The organism is Enterococcus sp. DIV1767, assembly GCF_050542585.1.
Classification (GTDB): domain Bacteria; phylum Bacillota; class Bacilli; order Lactobacillales; family Enterococcaceae; genus Enterococcus_D; species Enterococcus_D innesii.
Genome location: NZ_CP172936.1, coordinates 441,727 through 461,560, shown reverse-complemented (window position 1 = coordinate 461,560; position 19,834 = coordinate 441,727). Strand labels below are relative to the sequence as shown.

Below are 19,834 nucleotides of genomic sequence, written 5' to 3'. Positions count from 1 at the left end.
TCTTAGCGGCTGACCCAAACATTTCTTTTGGGAATCAGGTCGCTAAACTAGCGTTTTTGTTATTTCTTCAAATGGTAACTGTACGTACTTACAATGATGTTTTCACGCCAAGAGAGTCTGAAACGCAAGCGCAGGCTTGTTTGGTTGTGCAAAATATTTTGCCAGCGACGTCTTGGGACAAACTGTGGAATGATAACGGTCGTTGTGTAATTGTGTTTGGCTGCATTGCGGCTGACTAGATCCACATAACGCAAGATGGGATTTTCAATCGAACGATACGAAGAATGAACGACGGAGAAACGCACGTCTGGGAATTTTTGCTTAAATTCTTGTTCGATCTCTTTTTCTTTCTTCACATCTTCATCCAACGAGACGTGCATCGCCACGACATAATCACCAATCGATTGGGCATAGTTCAATGCGCCGATATTTACTCGGGTAACATTTCCGACGAGAACGATCACGGTATTTCCTTCATAAACATGTAGTGCTTCTTGTTTTTCCAATCGCAGCTGTTCTGCGACTTTTTTATAATGATCATGGATCTTGTAAAAGATATACAAGAGGATCGGCATGATAATGAAAAATGGCCAAATATCGCCTAAGCGATACACGAACAAGATGGCAATGATCGCAAAGGAAATCAAAGCCCCAATGATGTTGGCGATCGATTTAAAGAACCAGCCTTTGCCTTCTTTTTTCCATTTGACGACCATTCCGCTTTGGGATAGTGCAAAAGGAATGAATACCCCGATAGAATACAACGGAATCAAACGCTCGGTCGATCCTTGGAAGATAAACAATAGGACGATGGAACCAGCAGCTAAGGTGATGATCCCGTTTGAGTAGCCGAGACGATCCCCACGGTCTTGATACATGTGTGGCATATATTTGTCTTTGGCTAAGTTATACGCCAACACAGGGAAGGCAGAAAATCCAGTATTTGCGGCAACTGCTAAAATCAGCGCTGTGGCAAATTGCAAAACGTAGTACATAAACCCATGACCAAAAACAGCAGAGCCGATTTGAGATAGGACGGTCACTTCTGTTTCTGGTACGATACCGTACCAATAGTTGATAAAAGTGATGCCGACGAAAAAGAACCCTAAGATCGCAGCCATGATCGTCAAGGTCGCAGCTGCATTTTTCGCCCGTGGTTTTTTGAAAAACGGCACAGCGTTACTGATCGCTTCGACCCCTGTCAAAGAAGAGGAACCTGATGAGAAAGCCCGTAAGATCAAGGCTACGGATACCCCAGGTACCACAGCTCCTGGCAGTGCGGTTGCATTTAACGGTTGCGCACCCGTTACGATATTGTACAAACCGACCACGATCAAGACTGTGATCACTGCGATAAAGGTGTAGACAGGAATCATCAAGAAGCTAGCTGATTCTCGCAACCCTCGCAGATTCATCATCATGATCAAGAGCACGATCACGACAGAAATGGCCACTTGATGACCGAACAACGCCGGCACAGCTGAAGTGATGGCTTCTGCCCCTGCTGAGACGGATACTGCCACTGTCAGCATATAATCGATCAATAGTGAGCCGCCGGCAATCAGGCCCGCATTTTTCCCTAAATTTTCACTACTTACTACATACGCCCCACCACCGTGAGGGTAAGCATGAATGATCTGACGGTAAGACAAGGTCAATGAAATCAAAAGAATAATAACAAAAGCAGCGATCGGTAATGAATACCAGATAGCAGCAGCGGAAAGTGCCACTAATACGACAACGATCTGCTCTGTCCCATAAGCAATCGAAGACAAAGCATCAGAAGATAGCAACGCAAGGGCCGCCGTCCGGCTCAGTTTTTGTTCATCATTCTCTGCGGATTTCAATGGACGTCCGACCAACAAACGTTTCAAATACTCCACTTTTTCTACACTCCTTTTCATGAAAAAATCCTTCGTTAAACTTGTAACGATATCCTCACAAATATTGAATTATCAAGACTGTATGCTACTCTTGTAACCGCGAAAAGTCAATGAAAATCAGATGAAAAAACGACCCTTTTTCCCTCTTTTGATTATTAGAAATTTCACGTGATGGCACAAAAGCAGAAAGAACAAATGCTCTTTCTGCTTTAAGATTTTAGTGGAAGAAATGACTCTCTTTGGAAATGTCACTTAGTTTCTTCGTAGAGTTGACTAGATAAGGATACGCGTAGGTACCGACGATCCCAAAGACTAGGAACAAAATCGTTAAAATGATCAACTGCGGGATAGCATTTGGCCAATAGATTCCACCGGCTGATTCTCTTAACAGATTGACTGCATGGGTAAATGGCAGCAGCGGATTAATGAATTGGAAGAACTTCCCAGAGACTTGGATTGGGTAGTTTCCTCCCCCACCTGAGATGGAGAGAACCAAAATGATGATGGCGATCCCTTTCCCGAGGTTGCCGAACAGTCCTGCCAGTACGTAAACGATCATCATAAAAGCGAGTCCGACGAGTAATGCGAAGAAGACACTGTACACTGGATTGTGGACATCAACGCCTAATAAAAACATATTTCCTAGGGTCACGATCAAACTTTGGGCGACTGCCATCGTCAAGAACGTCAGCATTCGTGCCACAAAGGTTTCACGTTGGGTAAAGCGTTTTTTGTCTTTCTTCTCTAAATGATACTCCGTTGTAGCGACACTTGACAACAATAATGCCCCTACCCACAAACACAATGCGGTATAAAATGGCGTACTAGCTGAACCATTGTTGGCGATTGGGTAGATTTCATTGCTTTTTAATTCCACTGGTTGTTTGAAGAAGTCAGCTTCATCCGTAGCATCAAGTTTCAATAATTTGATGACTTCCCCGAGATCGACTTCATTTTCTCCTGCTCGGATCGCATCAGCGGCTTTGTGGATGCCAGCTTTGATACTTGGCCAATCGTTATTGATCAAATCGACAGCCGCATCCAAGGCTTTTTCAACTTCTGGCAGTTTTTCATCCACCATCGCCATCGTAGAACTAATTTCTGATTTGATGGTTGGCCAATCGTTTTGCAAGAAGTCTACGGCCAGCCCTAATTTTTCTTCGACAACTGGCAATTCGTTGTTGTAAAGGTCGGCTCCTTTGTTGATGGCATTGACGATCTCATCCATGTGACCATTCAGCATCGTATTGGCATCGTGCAATTCTTGCTTGATAGCAGGTAATTCTTTTTGGTATTTTTCCAAAATCGTCACGGCATTGCTGACCACTGATTTGGTGGAAGACAGCAACGAGTCAAAATCGATTTCTTGGGCTTTTTTCAAGACATCTTCGGCAGTGGTGATGGTTTCGATTAGTTTGGTTAGGATGTCGTTGATGGTGGTGGTGATTGAATCAACATTGATGCTGTTCATAAGATCAGCGATGTTTTGAGCAGCTGCGGTAACTTGATCGAGATACGCTGTAATTTCATCAACAGACCCATTTTGAACAAGGTTATTCAATTGCGATAAGCGGTCAGATAAAACTCCTAGCGATGTTTTAGCATTGCTTAGTTGCGTAATGATACCTTCTAAATCGGCGTTACTACCAGAATTCTGAATATTGGTTAAAAAGGCAATCAAGGAATCCAAGGCTGATTGTTGTTGCTGGATGTTCTTTTGAAAGTCAGTGATCGTTGCACTGATCGCTTGACGCTCTTCATCCGTTAGTTCATTGTCAGCGAGTGCTTGGCGAATCGTACTTGTCAGCCCAGCAGTGGTGGTTGCCACTTGACTGATCGACTGAATCGTCACCTTCACACTGCTAGAAATACTTGGCAGGGCATCTTGCAACTGTTGCGCCCCATCTTTGGTCGCTGTGGCGAAGCTGGCGGCTTGGTCGCCTAGTTGTTCGATCTGTGGTAACGCGGCTTGAACTTGTTCGATAACTTGCAGTCCTTGTTTGGCGGTATCGATGCCGTCCGTCATGGTGCTGGCAATGTCATCAAAATCATCATCGATCATCTTCAATTGTTTGCCGGCATTTTGGATCTCTGGGATCTTTTCTTGCAAGGTCAAAATGATGCTGGCTTCTTTCTTCAATGTCGGCAGCTTATCGTTTAGGCCAATCAGCTTTTCCCCCATGGCATCCACTTGCGGGATATAATCGGTAAATTCTTCGGCTTTTGCGATCTTTTCTTTGATTTCTGGAAACTTATCGTGCAAGGTGACGATCTCTTTCGTATAACCGTCGATCGTAGCCAAATTGTCATCGGTATCTAAGATCATGGATTTGACTTTGTTGATGCTGACTAAGTTGGAATCAATGTCATAGCCGATTTCATTGAAGACTTTTATTAACGTGGAACTGGCAGTCTCAATAAAGTTTTGTGAGATTTCTTCTTGAAGACTGCTGGCTCCTTTTTCGGTGATTTTTGGTGCGATGGCATTGATTTTTTGGTTACTGTAATACTCGATCGTCGGTTTTTCAATTGTCCCGCTGGTAAAGCTGATCAGATCATCTGAAAAATCAGCTGGCAGATAAATACCGGCGTAATATTTTCCTGATTTGACCCCTTCTACCAAGTCCTCTTTTGAATCCACGAAACGCCAGCCTAACTGTTTGTTATCATGGAGGGTGTCGATGACTTCATCACCGATATCGATATGCTTGCCTTGAAATTCTGCCCCTTTATCCGCACTATACACGGCGATTGGCAATTCACTGGTGTTGCCATATGGATCCCAAAGTGCTTTGATATTGAACCACGCATAAAGCGAGGGTAAGATCATTAAGGCAATGATCAAAAATGCAGAGATTGGATTGCTGAAAATTCGTTTCCAGTCCAGTTTATATAAATAGAAAACATTCTTTAGTTTATTCATTTTTTTCTTCCCCCACTAGTTCTTCGTCGAAGGATAATTTACCATGTTTTTCCCCCGCCGCCAACGGCTACGATCGACCAAGAAAAGTCCTTTTGACAAATGGACGTTTTTGTCAAAATGAAACCCCTTTACTTTTTGTTTTTTTTCGCTTATTGTTAAACTTTCTTTAACTTTACCATGATGGCGAAAAACAAACCACTCATATCCTTTGAACTGTTTTTTTACCGGTCTTTTCTTCACAAAAAAAGCTTCCTTTTTCTGCAACGAAAAGGAAGCTTTTTTAGGTGTTATTTCAGTTGATCCTTTGCCAATAAATCATACACATATTTCAGTGAGGTGGCTTCGCCATATAACTGAAGTCCGGCCTTCTCTTCTGGGGAGTAGACTTGATCAAAACTTTGATCGGGAATCAACACGACATCGATCTCCGCACGTGTCGCAGCTGTTGCTCCCACAAGAGAATCTTCCATGACTAATGCTTTTTCTGCTGCGACTTGCGCTTTTTCTAAAGTCAGCAAGTAAGGTGCTGGATCAGGTTTATGGGCGGAGACATCATCGCCAAAGGTCTGATAGTCAAAGGCCTGCAACAAATCGAAATGCGCCAACAATTCAGAGGCTCTTTTTTTCATCGTCGAGGTGGCTAGTGCCGTTTGGAAGCCTTTCTCCCGAGCCAATGCGATGGTTTCTTTCGCATAGGGTTTGGTTTTGAAGGTGCCATCGGTTATTTGCTGGGCAATATAGACTTCCCGTTCTGCTCGTAATTCCTGCACCCGCTGCTGACCACCTACGAGGTCGGCTAGTTTACTAGCCGTCTGTTGCCAACTTTGACCACGCCAACCAAAAATATCAGCGGCTGTAATCGGAAGCTGATACTTTTTAAATAGAGCCAACCACCCATCAAAATAGACTCTTTCGGTATCGACTAACAATCCATCAAAATCAAAAATCAAAAGTTCTTTCATAAACGCTCCTTCGTTTTGCTAAGATTTTTTCCTCACTCACTGGGGATCAAGACATCTCCCGACTTTTATCAGCAGCTACTTGCACTGCTTTGATGACAGCCGCACGAAAGCCATTTTCCTCTAATGTTTTGACTGCTTGGATCGTTGTGCCCCCAGGCGAGCTGACACGATCCTTTAAAACACCTGGGTGTTCCTTCGTCTCTAGTACCATCTTCGCTGCGCCTAATACCGCTTGAGCAGCAAATTCATACGCCATCGGTCGCGGCATTCCTTCTGCCACTGCTCCATCTGCCAAAGCTTCAATGAACAAATACGTGTAGGCTGGTGAAGAACCACTGACACCAATGACTGCATCGATCATGCTTTCTGGTACTTGCTCGGCTTTCCCAAGGCTTTCAAAAAGCTGTTTGACTTCGTTGGCTTCGGCTTCCGTTACTTGGCCGTTGGGGCTGATAGAAGACATGCCTTCGCCAACAAGTGCGGGGGTATTTGGCATGACCCGCACGATTTTGTGCGCACCGATGATTTCTTCCATTTGCGCGATCGTCACACCCGCGGCAATGGATACTAGTAAATGATCCTCAGTCAATCCTGCTTTTAAATCAGCAAGCAAGCGGGGAAAGACAAAAGGTTTGACTGCTAAGACGAGGATCTCCCCTTTTTCGGTGACATCTACTAGATTAGTTGTCCCAGTGATCCCGGTTTCTTTTTCTAATTGTGCCAAAGTCGGCTCGTAGCGATGGTTATAAACCAAGATCTCTGCTGGTTCATACAGCTTTGCTGCAATCAAGCCATTAATGATAGCTTTTGCCATGTTACCGGCTCCTAAAAAGGCGATTTTTCTCATGTATTTCACGCTCCACTTCTGATTTTGGTACCACTTTTTGCTAAAAAAGCCTAATCAATGACTAGGCTTCAAACTCGATCATATACGGATGCAAGGCGGTGTTATAGATCCCTTCTGTATATTCTACCACTTCTCCTTGTAGATCATACGAATAACGGGTTCGTTTCAAGGCAGCGACTTCCGGTGTGATCATAAACTTCTGCTGCTCTTCAGTCAACGTCGTCGCCACAAACGCATCTTGAAAGCGATCGATGATCATTCGATGTTCATCCAATAGGCGATACAATGATTTTTCTTCAAAGACCTCGATGGAGGTTCCCTTTAGTTGCTTTGGCAAATGGTACTCATAGTAAATAAAGGGTTGGTGGTCAAAATAGTACATGCGACGTAAACGCATGACTTCTTTGCCCATCAAAGAATACGCAGGGTGTTCAGGCGCAAGTTCGACTAATTCATAGCTGAGGTTTTTCTTTGTGTATTCCTTGCCGGTCTTTTCAAGCAATTGGCTAAACGTCGTGCCTTTTGACAGCTTGTTGTAGGGGCGATTGCTTAAAACCGTCGTCCCACGTCCGCTTCGTTTTTCCACATACTCATCTGCCGCTAACAATTCGATGGCTTTGCGGACAGTGATCTTGCTGACATTGAAGGTAGCTTCCAATTCTGTTTCCGTCGGTAAAAACGAACCAATCGGGTAGCGACCCGACATGATGTCTTCTTTGAGCTTATCGGCAACATCACGGTAAAGAATGTGTTTGCGTTTCATTGCTATCTCGCCTTTCTCTCATTGGATTGGTCTTGTTCTCCTTATTCATCAAAGGTAGGAATGTCTTCTGGTTGGGGCTCTATCAAAACTTTCCGCGGCTTGCTGCCTTCAGAAGGGCCAACGACGCCTTGATCTTCTAATTCATCCACTAACCGAGCTGCTCGGTTATAGCCGATGCGAAAACGTCGCTGCAAGAGAGAAACGCTGGCGGTCTGCATTTCCACCACAAGAGCTTTGGCATCTTCGAATAGCTCATCTTGCGGTTGTCCGCTGCTGCCAGCACTCGTTTCTTCCTCAGTGACCATCATTTTTTCTTCATAATTGGCTTCTTGCTGATCGGTCACGAATTCAACCACTCGTTCGACTTCTTGGTCGGAAATAAAGGCCCCTTGGACCCGAATCGGTTTGTTCTCACCCATCGGCAGATACAGCATGTCGCCGCGGCCCAGCAGTTTTTCGGCCCCGTTCCCATCAATGATGGTCCGCGAATCGACACCGCTGGAAACCGCAAAGGCCATCCGCGATGGAACATTGGCTTTGATGATCCCTGTAATGACATCCACACTTGGTCGTTGCGTTGCTAAGATCATATGGATACCTGCTGCCCGTGCCATTTGCGCCAAACGAATGATGGCATCTTCGACTTCGTTGCTGGCAACCATCATCAAGTCGGCTAACTCATCGACGATCACTACAATAAATGGCAAGATCGGACGATTTTCGCCGTCTTCTAAATTCTTATTGATCACTAAATCGTTGTAGCCAGTAATGTTTCGGACCCCAGTTGCCGCAAATTTTTCGTAGCGCTCTTCCATTTCCTTGACCACTTTTTGCAACGCTTGCGCCGCTTTGCGGGGATTTGTCACGACAGGTGTCAAGAGATGGGGAATCCCATTGTAAACATTTAATTCAACCATTTTCGGGTCGATCATCATCAGTTTGACTTCATGGGGTTTTGCCCGCATCAAAATACTGGTGATGATGCCGTTGATGGCTACGGACTTCCCGCTCCCGGTCGATCCGGCAATCAAGAGATGGGGCATTTTCGTTAAGTCTGCCGTTTGGACACGACCAGAAATGTCGCGTCCTAAAGGTACTTCTAATAGTTTATCTGGATGATCTGGTTGGGCTTCGATCACTTCTCGGAATGAAACCATGCTGACTGCGCTGTTTGGAACTTCGATCCCAATCAATGATTTCCCTGGGATCGGCGCTTCCATCCGGACATCTTTGGCGGCCAAGGCTAAGGCGATATCATCGGTCAACCCGACGATTTTGCTGACTTTGACCCCTACTGCTGGTTGAACTTCGAATTTGGTTACTGCTGGTCCTAAGCTGGCTTTGACGACTTTTGCGTCAACACCGAAGCTTTGGAAGGTAGTTTCTAACACACCGATATTTTGTTCGATCTTTTTGTACTCGCTGCTTTGATCCGTTGAAGGGATCGAATCGAGTAATTGCGCTGAAGGCAATTCATAATCACGATTTTCAGCTTCTTCCGAAATCTCAAATTCCAATACTTCACCATCGTCATCGAGGATCTCCCCGTCTTCATTGACCTTTTTGCTTGGTCCCGGTTTGTTTCCCGCTGGATGTGGTGCTTGAGCGGCCTCTGGTCCCGCCGCTTTCGGCAATTCTTGGAAGTGGTCGATGGGTACAAAGCTCAGCTGCTCTGGTTCAAAATCAGCTGGCGCTTGCATCTGCTGTTCTTTTGCTGATTTTTCGTCTTCTGTCATTGGTCGGACTTGATTCTTTTCTTTGATCTCCGCCATGACTGCTGCTCGCTCGGCTTCTTTTTTGGCTTCTTTCGCCGCTTGTTTCTCTGCTGCTCGTTCCGCTTTGCGGGCTTCTCGTTCGGCTTGCTTTTCTGGAGAGCCTTCTAACAACCGCTGCAGCTTGTCACCAGCTATTTGCAGGTGCTCCACTAACTCGTGGCTGCTCATTTGGCTGAACAAGAACGCCCCGATCAGCATGAGTAAAACAGCGATGATGTAGCTGCCGATCTGGGAAACAAGAAAATAGGTCGCCCCATAAAGCATGGCGCCAATCATTCCGCCCCCGACATTTTGGGTCACTTGGCTGCGCCGAATATCGCCTAACAGCGTCATCCATGTCGTTTGGAAGATATTGGCTTGTTCTCCCACCACATTACTAAAGATTTGCGCATGGAGGATGATCAGTAAACCAAAATACACCAATACACAGCCAATCACTCGCCGAATACTCTTAAATCGAGCATCGGTCGTTTTGATCGCTAACCAGACACCATAAGCGGCTAGGGCAACACTCAAAAATTGGTACGTGTTTCCGCCAACGATCCGAAACGCGTTGGCAATCAAGGTTCCTAAAAAACCTAAATGGAAAAAGCCAAATATCGAAAACAAGACAAAGAGCAGGCCGACGCCGACCAGCATTAATTTCTCTTGCTGTTTTTGTTGTTTTTTTGTTTTGCGTTTCTTTGCGCGTTTTTTTTGCGCCATTTCTATCCCTCTTTTCATCTTTCCCTATTATAACGAAAAAAGAAGGCGAACAAAAGTTTTCCTGTGAGAAATTTTGGTTAGGTGCTGGAATTTAAGCGAAAATTTCTTAAATGATGAAAAAAACACCAGCCGCTAAGCAGCCAGTGCCTCTTGTTGACTTGTTTTTAGTTTGGTGTGACGTCTTCGCCAAACCACTTTTCAGAGATTTCAGCAAAGGTACCATTGTCTTGCAATTCTTTCAAACCATCATTGATTTTATCTGCCATGGCTTGATCGTCTTTCCGCACACCTACAGCAAAATCTTCTGCTTCAAAGGGGCTTTCGATTTCGTTGAAGTCATCGGTTTTGCCTGTTTGAGTCAAATAATATTCTGCGTAGACGCGGTCGATCAAAAGACCGTCGATCCGACCGTTTTCTAGATCGATAAAGGCTTCATTAAAGCTGGCATACAAGGTTGCGTCATTGCCGTCTACGAGATCCTTCAAAACTTCCGGTTGGTTGTTGAAGGTCTCATAACCAGAAGAGCCTTCTTGGGCACCTAAGACTTTGCCCTCCATATCATCAAAGCTTGTAATGCCGCTTGATTTCGCTGTGACCAAGACTTGTTTGTTTTCCATATAAGTATCTGTAAACAATACTTTTTCTTCACGAGCTGCGGTTTTGGTATACCCGTTCCAGATCATATCGATGGTGCCATTGCTTAGTTCGGTTTCTTTCATGGACCAATCGATTGGTTGAAATTTGACTTTGGTTCCTGTTAGATCCAAAATCGCTGTGGCTAAATCCACATCAAACCCAACGATGTTGCCTTGGTCGTCTTTAAAGCCCATCGGTACGAAGGTATCGTCTAGGCCGACGATCACTTCTTCTTTGTCAGCGGCACTGGTTGTGGTGTCATTGCTGCTGCCGCACGCCCCTAATAAAAATACACTTGCTGCTGCGATTCCCGTCAATAGTAATTTTTTCATTTTGTTCTCCCCCTTATTCTCCTGCTACTTTTAATAATTGATCGCCGATATTTTCGGCAAAAACCAAATCATGGGTCACCACGATCTGGGTCACTCCTTCTTTTTTCAGATCCAAGATCAGCTGTTCGACTTGCTGTCTCAAGCCTGGATCTAAGGCGCTGGTAGGCTCGTCATAGGCCAACACTTTGGGATTCATCGCCATCGCTCGTGCAATAGCCACCCGTTGCCGCTGCCCCCCGGACAATTGGAAGGGATATTGGGCTAGTAGGTCACTTAACCCTAGTTTTTCTGCCAACTGTTCGGCTTTTGCTGTATACGCGGCCTTGTCTTGTTTTAGCACCATTTTTGGTGCCAAAGTGATGTTTTCAAAAACCGATAAGTGCGGAAATAATTGGAAGTCTTGGAAGACAACACCGACGACTTGTTCTTGTTCCTTTGTGTCGGTGGGATCAAAGGCTTTGCCATCCAGTAAAAAGCTTCCAGAATCGATCGTTTCTAACCCTGCTAGTGTCCGAAGCAAGGTGGTTTTCCCGCCACCGGAAGGACCGACCACCGCTAAGATACTGCCGTCTTCGATCGTCAAGTCTAGCTGATCGATGACTTTTTTAGCGCCAAATGATTTTGATACTTGTTTTAGTTCTAACATACGTGGTTCCTCCTAACGGTAATAGTCCAGTTTGGTCTCGATTTGTTTTAACAATAACGTAAAGACGCCTGTCATCACCAAGTAGATCAAGCCGACCCCAACTAACGGAAGCAAGGTACTGTCTCGCTCCATGGCGATTTTTCCGATTCGCATCACGTCTGACAAGCCTAAGATGTAAACGAGAGATGTGTCTTTGACAAGATTGATGACTTCATTGCCGACAGATGGCAGGGTGATCTTGACGACTTGTGGGATGATGATTTTTTGGATCGTTTGGATCGGCGACAAACGCAAGACTTTCGCGGCTTCGTACTGTCCGGCTGGAATCGATTGGATCCCCCCACGGAAAATCTCAGCAAAATAAGCAGCGTAATTGATAATAAAGGCGATCAAGGCTGCTTCAAAGCGGTCAAAGACGATCCCTAAGATCGGCAGACCGTAGAATACGAAGATCAACTGTAGCAATAAAGGCGTTCCTCGCATCAACCAAACGTAGACTTGCACGATCAATTTCAAAATACGCAGGCGACTGGCTAAAACAAAGGCCAACAAAATGCCTAAGGGAATGGACCCGATTAAGGTCAGTGCGAACAATTTAACGGTGATTCCAGTTCCTGAAATCAGTTGGGGCATAACATTGACTAAATACTCAAACATGATGACTTCCTCCTTGATAGGTTTCAATTTCGATTAGCAGCGATACAGCTTAGCGACGGCTTCTCCGACGCTTATGTGACGCTGGGCGTTGGCTGGTGAGGGGCAACTGGCAAGTTTCATTTTTCTAAAAAAGAAAAACAAAAAAAGCGCACACTGGCATTTGCCAGAGGACGCTAGATACGTGGTTCCACCTCAATTTGCCTTTCCTTCACAGGAAAAGGCCTCGTGCAGTCTTTGTGATCCTTCCACTTTCGGTTTTCGGTGAGCCGCAAAAAAAGAGAAAAAAAACGTCCCCTAGCCATTACAGCTAAAGGACGTTATCAACGCGGTTCCACCTTTGTTTATCAGTGCTTCACAGCAACTGAACTCAGAAAGTCATCAATCAATGACTGCTGCTGTAACGGGCAAACCCGGTCTCTCCTACTTTTCTTTCGGAAAAACGACTCCAAGATGTGTTTCACAACCATGCGTTATCTCTTTGCACCAACCAGAGACTCTCTTCAAACAGCAAGCCTTGCTACTCTTCTTTTCGATGTCTGTTTCATTAAGTTGTGTCTTACTTTACTCGCTCTTAAAGAAAATGTCAAACATTTTTTCTGAAATTTTCGAAACTTTGTCGCATGCACCGGTTTCGAGGGGAAGATTCAGGGAAAAGAAGACGCAACTGCTTAACCGAAGTATGCTTCAGCCAAGGCTTGTCCTTGCTTGATTTTTGCCCACTGCTGTTCAGTCGAAAGCTCATTGCCGCAGTCACAAGAGGCAAAGCCGCATTGATGAGAAAGATAAAGCCGCTCCTTAGGAATGATTTGGCTAGCTTTGTCTAATAAGGCGATCACTCGCTCTTCATCGTCTAATGTGGCGGTTTTGCTGGATAATAAGCCTAAGACAACCTCCACTTCTGGACGATCTTTCAGCGCTTCTAAAGCCGAGATATCACCGGCACGGTCATCGTCCCACTCTAGGAAAAAGCGGTCATAATGCTGATCACGCAAGAATTTTTCGGCGATCGCTTTGTAGGTACCGCTGGCTGCCGCGCGGCTTTGGTAATTGCCGCGGCAGTTGTGGGTCCAGACTTTTAATCCTAATTCGTGGGCGTAGTCAGCGACTTCGTTGTTGATCGCCACGAATTCATCGGCTAACGCTTCTAAGCCGTCATTGCCTTGGGTGAAGAAGCTCTTGTCATTGTCTTCGGCAAATAATTCCCATAAACAATCATCGAACTGAACGATCTCACCACCGGCTTCTCGGTATTCCTGCAAGAATTCCTTGTAGGCGTTAAGCAGCCCTTCCCGCAAGGCTTCTTTCGTTGGATACACCTGACCTTCACCAACGAGGTCGTTAAAGACAGTCAGCTCGGTAAAGGCGTGGGCAGCCCCCCAGACGGTGATTTTGACTGGCAGGTCGCCAGCTTGGCGTTTGGTTTCTTTAAACAATGTCAAGTAATGATGGTTTTTGCCAGATAATGGTTCTGTGATTCGGATGCCGATGTCTTTACGCGTCTCAAAATGTCCACCGTCCAAATCTTCAAAGGCATATCCATGATCGGAGATATAGCGCTCAACGCCTTTTAATCCCCAGAGAAAATCCAGATGCCACATCGAGCGGCCATGTTCGCCATCTGTGATGACTGTAATGCCGTGTTCTTTTTGCGCTGCAATGATGTCAGCGATCGCTTTTGCTTCCGTTTCTTGGTAGCCAGGAAACGCATCATAAAACGGGTAGTGGATATCCTCCCGATGCTCGATTTGATTTTTGTAGTCCAATAAATCTTGTGGTCGTAACAATGACCCCACAAGCTGAAATTTGTCTGTTGCCATATCCATTCCTCCTATACAAAGTTTTCAAAATTGTTAGATTTATTCTAGCAAACATATTATACTATAGATAATACTTATAAACTTATATATTCCATAGGCAATACCTATAACACGAAAAGGAGGTTGCTTCCCATGCGTATCCAGCAGCTTGAATATTTGGAAAAAATCGTAGAGACCGGCTCTTTCAATGAAGCCGCCAAACAGCTTTTCATCAGTCAGCCCTCCCTCTCTCAAGCCATGAAAGAGTTGGAAAAAGAATATGATCTGCAGCTGTTTTACCGCAGTAAATTAGGGGTGACCTTGACCGATGATGGCCGTTCCTTTCTCAATTATGCTCGAAATGTTTTAGACCAAGTCAATCTCTTGGACGAACGCTTTCGCAAAGACAGCCATCGCAAGCATGTTTTCAGTGTTTCTGCGCAGCACTATGCCTTCGTCGTCCACGCCTTCGTGGAGCTGGTCAAACAGTTAGGGGAAGATGAATTTCAATTCACCTTGCGGGAGACCCAAACACAAAATGTATTGGATGATATCCAGACGTTTAAGAGCGAATTAGGGGTCATTTATCTGAATGATTTTAACACGACGGTCCTCACCCGTTTGATCCACGAAAAAGACCTGCAATTCATTCCTTTATTTGAAGCCAAACCTCACGTCTTCATCGGCCGAGAAAATCCCCTGACTCAGAAAAAAAGCATCACATTAGCTGATTTGGAACCTTATACCTATTTGTCGTACGAACAAGGGGAAACCAATTCCTTCTACTTTTCTGAAGAGATCTTAAGCACTTTACAGCGCAAAAAACACATTCGCATCAGCGATCGTGCCACGATCTTCAATTTGATGGTGGGTCTCAACGGCTATACCATCAGCTCTGGGATCATCAGCAGTGAGCTGAATGATGAAAAAATCGTTGCGATCCCTTTGGAAGTCGATGATGCGATGACCCTAGGTTACCTCAAACACAAGAAAATGGAACTGAGCGAGATGGCTTTGGACTATCTCGCCTTGTTGAAGCAGCATATCAAAAATTACGGTTTCGACGTCTTTTAAAAAAAACGATCCGCAGACAGTCGGGCGGGCTTCCTTAGTAAGGTGTCCCGACCCTGTTGCGGATCGTTTTGTTTCTTTTGTGCTTTTTTTGTTCTTAAACTGTCTTACGTTGGCGTTGTGGAGAATAAATCAACGCAATGGTTTCCATTCCCACTCTTCGACTTCAGCGATATCATAGCCGTTTTCTCGAATAAAGTCATGGTGATACGCAACGGTGTCTGCCATTTTTTGGGCAAAGTCCGTTGCTTTTTCTCCATAGACCCATTCGGCGGCGTCTTTGGCTAAGTGGAAGCGATCCAATTCAGAAAGGATCCGCATATCAAACGGTGTCGTGATGTCGCCATTTTCTCGGTACCCATGAATATGAAGCTGTTGGTTGCGACGGCCAAAGAAGATGTCGCGAATCAGTCCTTCATACCCGTGGAAAGCAAATACGATCGGTTTGTCTTTCGTAAAGTAGGCTTCGAATGCTCCATCGCTCAACCCACGAGGATCGACTTCTGGACGACGCAATTTCAATAGATCGACCACATTGATGAAGCGGACTTTCAACTCTGGGAAGGCTTCAATCAGCAACGAAACAGCAGCTAAAGCTTCCAAATTCGGTTCCGTCCCGGCAGCTGCGATCACAATGTCCGGTTCTTGTCCTTCATCCGTCGATGCCCAGTCGATGATTTTCAAGCCATCTTTGACAAGCACTTTCGCTTCATCCGCCGAATAAAACTGCGGACGTGGGTGTTTAGAAGAGACCACTAGATTGATCTTTTCTTCAGAAGCGAGTGTTTCAGCCATGACAGCCATCAAGCTATTGGCATCGGCTGGCAAGTAGACCCGCACAAAGTCGGCTTTTTTCTCTGCAATATGGGTCATGATCCCTGGATCTTGGTGGGTGTACCCATTATGGTCTTGTTGGAAGACCGTTGATGAAGCGATCAAATTCAATGAGGGGTACGGGTTGCGCCAGTCCAGATCATGGGCTTTTCGTAACCATTTGAAGTGCTGCGTGATCATAGAATCAACGACTCTTAGGAACGACTCGTAGCTGGCAAAGAAGCCATGACGCCCCGTCAGCACATAGCCTTCCAAGAAGCCTTCTGCTTGATGTTCTGATAATTGTGAATCAATCACACGGCCCACTGAAGACAGCCATTCATCATAATCAGGATGTTTTGGCTCCAACCATTGGCGGTCCGTGACTTCGAACACATGGTTCAACCGATTGGATTTGGCTTCATCTGGGCCAAAAATGCGGAAGTTGTCAGGATTTTCTTTGATGATGTCACGGGCAAATTTTCCGAAGACCATCATATCTTGGGCAGTCGTTTCCCCTGGTGTCTCAATCGCAATGGCATGTGCTTGCCAATCTGGCAAGCGTAGCGGTTGCGGATCGATCCCCCCATTGGTGATTGGGTTGACCGCCATCCGCTGCTCTCCTTTTGGTGCCAATTCTTGAATCTCAGCTTTGATGCGGCCGTTTTCGTCAAAAAGCTCTTCTGGACGATAAGACTGCAGCCAATCCGTCAAAGCATCCACGTGTTCCATATGTTTCGCATTGACCGGGATCGGCACTTGGTGAGCACGGAAGCCCCCTTCAATCGGCTCGCCATCCCAGACTTTCGGTCCAGTCCAGCCTTTTGGTGTGCGAACGATCAAAACAGGCCAATGAGGCATAGCGGCTTCTTCCGCAGAACCTTTGCGGGCTTCTGCTTGGATCGCGTGGATCTGTTCGATGGCTTGATCCATTTTCTGTGCCAATTGCGGATGAACGGCTTCTGGATCGTCGCCTTCTACGAAATAAGGGGTCCAACCCATGCCTTCAAAATATTTCGTGAGATCTTGATCGCTTTTACGAGCCAAAATTGTTGGATTGGCAATCTTGGCGCCATTCAAATGCAAAATAGGCAAAATTGCGCCATCATTGACTGGGTTGATAAAGGTATTTGAAAACCAGCTGCCCGCTAATGGTCCAGTTTCGGCTTCGCCATCACCGACCACTACTGCTGCAATGACATCGGGATTGTCTAAAATAGCTCCGGTAGCGTGGGCGATGGAATAGCCTAGCTCGCCGCCTTCATGGATCGAACCTGGCGTTTCAGGTGCCGCATGAGAAGCGATCCCACCTGGGAAAGAGAAGGTTTTGAATAGATGTTTCATCCCTGCTTCGTCTTGGGTGGCTTTTGGATAGATCTCGCTGTAGCTGCCGTCTAAATAAGCATTCGCAACCATGACTTGTCCGCCATGGCCTGGTCCTTCGATATAAAACATGTTTAAGTCGTACTTATTGATAACGCGATTGAGATGGGTGTAAATAAAATTTTGTCCGGCGATCGTTCCCCAGTGACCAATTGGATTCACTTTCAAATCCTTTTCTTCGATGGGGCGGCGCAATAAGGGGTTGTCTTTCAAATAGATCTGACCAACGGAAAGGTAGTTGGCTGCTCGCCACCAAGCGTTCATTTTCTGATAATACTCTGGTGTATCGTAGGTTGTCTTCATTGTGCTCCTCCTTTTAGTCCATTGTTCCACTCTTACATAAAAGTCTATGCCCCCTATATTTAAAAGTCAATTTTGCTGATTGCTGGTGCTTTCAAGGGTTTGCTTGTCCGCACTTTACAGCCAGAAGGCAAGAAAGCTTAAGAAAAACGCAAAGAAACCGCCGGCATCGCCAACGATTTCTTTTGTGATTGGGTACTTATTTGATCGTTACGTATTCTAATCCTACAAGCTTCGCCCATGTTTCGATCTGGTCAGAATTTAAGACAAGTGAGACAACGGTGTGATGGCCACCGCCTGTTTCGATCCATTGTTTGACGCCATCGTGGAAGTTTGGTTTTGGCGTCCACATTACTCGTGCAACCGGTAGTTTTGGTGCTTCTTCAGTTGGCTCAAAGGCATCGACTTCATTGATCAATAATTTGTAGTGGGTGCCAAAGTCGGCCATCGAAACCACGACACCTTCGCCGCCTTGACCGTCAAAGACGAGCCGGGCTGGATCTTCGCGATCCCCCATCGACAATGGCGAAACCACGATTTTTGGTTTATTGGCTGCTAATACCGGATCGACTTCCATCATGTGGGATTGCAAGATGGCTTCTTTTCCAGGTGTCAGTTCATAGGTGTAGTCTTCCATAAAACCAGTCGCTTTATTGTGGGCCATGATTTTCATCAAGCGGTCAATAGCGGCGGTTTTCCAGTCCCCTTCACCAGCAAACCCATAGCCTTCTGCCATCAAACGTTGTACAGCTAAACCAGGCAACTGCTGCATACCATATAGGTCTTCAAAGTTCGTGGTAAATGCCGTATAGCCGCCTGCTTCAAGGAAGCGGCGCAGACCGATTTCTTGTTTGGCTTGGGCTTTGACATGACGTGCCCATTCTTGTTTGTCGTAATCGCCATAATCGAAATCAAACAGCTGGCTGTATTCTTCAAAGAGTGCATCGACTTCTTCGTCAGTCACCGCATCGACGACTTGAACCAAATCGCCGATCCCAAAATAATCAACGGTCCAGCCAAATTGGATCTGTGCTTCGACTTTATCGCCTTCGGTCACCCCAACGTTACGCATGTTGTCGCCAAAACGAGCGACTTTGATTTGGAAGCTTTCATTGTAGCCGACTGCCACGTCCATCCAAGCAGCGATTTCTTTTTGGATGGCTTCATTTTTCCAATAGCCGACAACGATTTTGTTTTGCTTTTTCAAACGGGCATTGATAAATCCATATTCTCGGTCACCATGAGCCGCTTGGTTCAAGTTCATGAAGTCCATATCGATGGTTTCCCATGGAATTTGTTCATTGTATTGAGTGGCAAGGTGCAGCAATGGTTTTTGTAATAATTTCGTGCCGCGAATCCACATTTTTGCTGGTGAGAAGGTATGCATCCAGGTGATCACCCCAGCGACTTCATCCCGATAGTTGACTTCTTTCATGATTTTCGTAATCGTATCGGCAGTAACAGCGAGTTCTTGTAAAACGACTGGATAAGGCAGCTTTGAGCTGTCATTTAAGCTTTTGACCATTTCTTCTGCATGGTCCCGTACTTCTTGTAATGCTTCTTCTCCGTATAAGTGCTGTGATCCTACGACGAACCAAAATTCTTTTTTCCCGATTTCTAACATTCTACTTGCTCCTTTTTCGTTATTTTTGCCCGTAATAGGCATTTTCTCCATGTTTGCGTAAATAATGTTTGTCTAAGACCCGCTGCGGCAATTCGGGTGCGTAACTGTTCAGCTGACGCGTGATAAAATTCATCTTAGCAACTTCTTCTAAGACCACTGCGTTCATCACCGCCGCATCCGCCGTTTTGCCCCAGGTAAACGGTCCATGACCGTGAAGCAAGACACCAGGAATTTCTTCTGGCGTGATGCCGCGTTCCTTAAAGGTTTCGACGATCACCTGTCCTGTTTGTGCTTCATAACCTTCATCGATCTCGGCTTGGGTCAAAAAGCGGGCACAGGGGACTGCTCCATAAAACGTATCGGCATGAGTTGTGCCCATCGCTGGCAGATCGAGTCCTGCCTGAGCCCAGCTCGTCGCCCAAGTAGAATGGGTATGGACGATCCCACCAATTTCTGGAAATGCTTTGTATAAAACGGCATGCGTTGGCGTATCGGAGGAAGGATTTTTCGCTCCTTCCACTACGTTGCCCTCAAAATCACAAACCACCATATCACTGGCTTGCATGGTTTCATAGTCAACACCGCTAGGTTTGATGACAAACAATTGCTGTTGGCGATCCACTGCTGACACATTGCCCCAGGTGTATTTGATCAATCCTTGCTTCGGCAATGCCAAATTGGCCTGAAAGACTTCTTCTTTTAATCCTTCTAACACAAA

At 45.7% G+C, this 19,834-nt stretch carries 15 protein-coding genes and 1 other annotated feature; of the genes, 1 reads left to right on the top strand and 14 read right to left on the bottom strand.

All coding sequences use genetic code 11. The features are described from left to right. Window positions 1–59 precede the first annotated feature (59 nt). The 11 genes from IGI78_RS02230 to IGI78_RS02180 form a co-directional block, all read right to left on the bottom strand. Complete coding sequence (locus tag IGI78_RS02230; RefSeq protein WP_140966222.1) at window positions 60–1,883, bottom strand: APC family permease; 1,824 nt, start codon at window positions 1,881–1,883, stop codon at window positions 60–62. Between the two features lie 217 nt (window positions 1,884–2,100). Continuing rightward, window positions 2,101–4,806, bottom strand: a complete 2,706-nt coding sequence (locus IGI78_RS02225) for a YhgE/Pip domain-containing protein (RefSeq protein WP_195265339.1) — start codon at window positions 4,804–4,806, stop codon at window positions 2,101–2,103. A gap of 15 nt (window positions 4,807–4,821) precedes the next feature. Next, window positions 4,822–5,070 carry a hypothetical protein gene (locus IGI78_RS02220; RefSeq protein WP_016611397.1) on the bottom strand — a complete coding sequence of 83 codons (249 nt, stop codon included), beginning with the start codon at window positions 5,068–5,070 and terminating at the stop codon, window positions 4,822–4,824. A 23-nt stretch (window positions 5,071–5,093) separates the two neighbouring features. After that, window positions 5,094–5,768 (bottom strand): HAD family hydrolase, encoded by a 675-nt coding sequence (locus IGI78_RS02215; RefSeq protein WP_086293902.1) that lies wholly within the window; start codon window positions 5,766–5,768, stop codon window positions 5,094–5,096. 46 nt (window positions 5,769–5,814) lie between these two features. After that, window positions 5,815–6,615 carry a pyrroline-5-carboxylate reductase gene (gene proC / locus IGI78_RS02210; RefSeq protein WP_430618266.1) on the bottom strand — a complete coding sequence of 267 codons (801 nt, stop codon included), beginning with the start codon at window positions 6,613–6,615 and terminating at the stop codon, window positions 5,815–5,817. A gap of 61 nt (window positions 6,616–6,676) precedes the next feature. Next, window positions 6,677–7,378: a GntR family transcriptional regulator gene (locus IGI78_RS02205; RefSeq protein ID WP_005232219.1), complete on the bottom strand. Its 702-nt coding sequence runs from the start codon at window positions 7,376–7,378 to the stop codon at window positions 6,677–6,679. Between the two features lie 41 nt (window positions 7,379–7,419). Further along, a complete protein-coding gene (locus tag IGI78_RS02200; protein ID WP_195265343.1) occupies window positions 7,420–9,858 on the bottom strand; it encodes an FtsK/SpoIIIE family DNA translocase in 2,439 nt (812 codons plus the stop codon). A 164-nt stretch (window positions 9,859–10,022) separates the two neighbouring features. Next, the gene (locus IGI78_RS02195) at window positions 10,023–10,826 is read right to left on the bottom strand and encodes an amino acid ABC transporter substrate-binding protein (protein ID WP_005232224.1); all 804 of its coding nucleotides are present in this window, start codon (window positions 10,824–10,826) and stop codon (window positions 10,023–10,025) included. Window positions 10,827–10,839: 13 nt separating this feature from the next. Beyond that, on the bottom strand, window positions 10,840–11,472 hold the full coding sequence (locus IGI78_RS02190; RefSeq protein ID WP_005227272.1) for an amino acid ABC transporter ATP-binding protein: 633 nt from the start codon (window positions 11,470–11,472) through the stop codon (window positions 10,840–10,842). A 12-nt stretch (window positions 11,473–11,484) separates the two neighbouring features. Further along, on the bottom strand, window positions 11,485–12,129 hold the full coding sequence (locus IGI78_RS02185; protein WP_010748717.1) for an amino acid ABC transporter permease: 645 nt from the start codon (window positions 12,127–12,129) through the stop codon (window positions 11,485–11,487). A 307-nt stretch (window positions 12,130–12,436) separates the two neighbouring features. Then, window positions 12,437–12,671 (bottom strand) — a binding site (T-box leader). 126 nt (window positions 12,672–12,797) lie between these two features. Continuing rightward, window positions 12,798–13,952, bottom strand: a complete 1,155-nt coding sequence (locus IGI78_RS02180) for a cobalamin-independent methionine synthase II family protein (protein ID WP_185938602.1) — start codon at window positions 13,950–13,952, stop codon at window positions 12,798–12,800. A 126-nt stretch (window positions 13,953–14,078) separates the two neighbouring features. Here IGI78_RS02180 and IGI78_RS02175 point away from each other — a divergent pair, with 126 nt between their 5' ends. After that, window positions 14,079–14,999, top strand: coding sequence for a LysR family transcriptional regulator (locus tag IGI78_RS02175; protein WP_005227268.1), 921 nt, complete (start codon window positions 14,079–14,081; stop codon window positions 14,997–14,999). Window positions 15,000–15,128: 129 nt separating this feature from the next. Here IGI78_RS02175 and IGI78_RS02170 read toward each other — a convergent pair whose 3' ends face one another. The 3 genes from IGI78_RS02170 to IGI78_RS02160 form a co-directional block, all read right to left on the bottom strand. Then, window positions 15,129–17,495 carry a phosphoketolase family protein gene (locus IGI78_RS02170; protein WP_430618264.1) on the bottom strand — a complete coding sequence of 789 codons (2,367 nt, stop codon included), beginning with the start codon at window positions 17,493–17,495 and terminating at the stop codon, window positions 15,129–15,131. Between the two features lie 196 nt (window positions 17,496–17,691). After that, window positions 17,692–19,116 (bottom strand): L-arabinose isomerase, encoded by a 1,425-nt coding sequence (gene araA, locus IGI78_RS02165; protein ID WP_430618262.1) that lies wholly within the window; start codon window positions 19,114–19,116, stop codon window positions 17,692–17,694. Between the two features lie 19 nt (window positions 19,117–19,135). Continuing rightward, on the bottom strand, window positions 19,136–19,831 hold the full coding sequence (locus tag IGI78_RS02160) for an L-ribulose-5-phosphate 4-epimerase (protein WP_008376133.1): 696 nt from the start codon (window positions 19,829–19,831) through the stop codon (window positions 19,136–19,138). Window positions 19,832–19,834: the final 3 nt, after the last annotated feature.

Bases quoted from the DNA above. Each gene is read 5' to 3' on its own strand.
- IGI78_RS02225 (WP_195265339.1), bottom strand. From the start codon at position 4,806: ATGAATAAACTAAAGAATGTTTTCTATTTATATAAACTGGACTGGAAA.
- IGI78_RS02215 (WP_086293902.1), bottom strand. From the start codon at position 5,768: ATGAAAGAACTTTTGATTTTTGATTTTGATGGATTGTTAGTCGATACC.
- proC (WP_430618266.1), bottom strand. From the start codon at position 6,615: ATGAGAAAAATCGCCTTTTTAGGAGCCGGTAACATGGCAAAAGCTATC.
- IGI78_RS02205 (WP_005232219.1), bottom strand. From the start codon at position 7,378: ATGAAACGCAAACACATTCTTTACCGTGATGTTGCCGATAAGCTCAAA.
- IGI78_RS02200 (WP_195265343.1), bottom strand. From the start codon at position 9,858: ATGGCGCAAAAAAAACGCGCAAAGAAACGCAAAACAAAAAAACAACAA.
- IGI78_RS02195 (WP_005232224.1), bottom strand. From the start codon at position 10,826: ATGAAAAAATTACTATTGACGGGAATCGCAGCAGCAAGTGTATTTTTA.
- IGI78_RS02190 (WP_005227272.1), bottom strand. From the start codon at position 11,472: ATGTTAGAACTAAAACAAGTATCAAAATCATTTGGCGCTAAAAAAGTC.
- IGI78_RS02185 (WP_010748717.1), bottom strand. From the start codon at position 12,129: ATGTTTGAGTATTTAGTCAATGTTATGCCCCAACTGATTTCAGGAACT.
- IGI78_RS02180 (WP_185938602.1), bottom strand. From the start codon at position 13,952: ATGGATATGGCAACAGACAAATTTCAGCTTGTGGGGTCATTGTTACGA.
- IGI78_RS02175 (WP_005227268.1), top strand. From the start codon at position 14,079: ATGCGTATCCAGCAGCTTGAATATTTGGAAAAAATCGTAGAGACCGGC.
- IGI78_RS02170 (WP_430618264.1), bottom strand. From the start codon at position 17,495: ATGAAGACAACCTACGATACACCAGAGTATTATCAGAAAATGAACGCT.
- araA (WP_430618262.1), bottom strand. From the start codon at position 19,116: ATGTTAGAAATCGGGAAAAAAGAATTTTGGTTCGTCGTAGGATCACAG.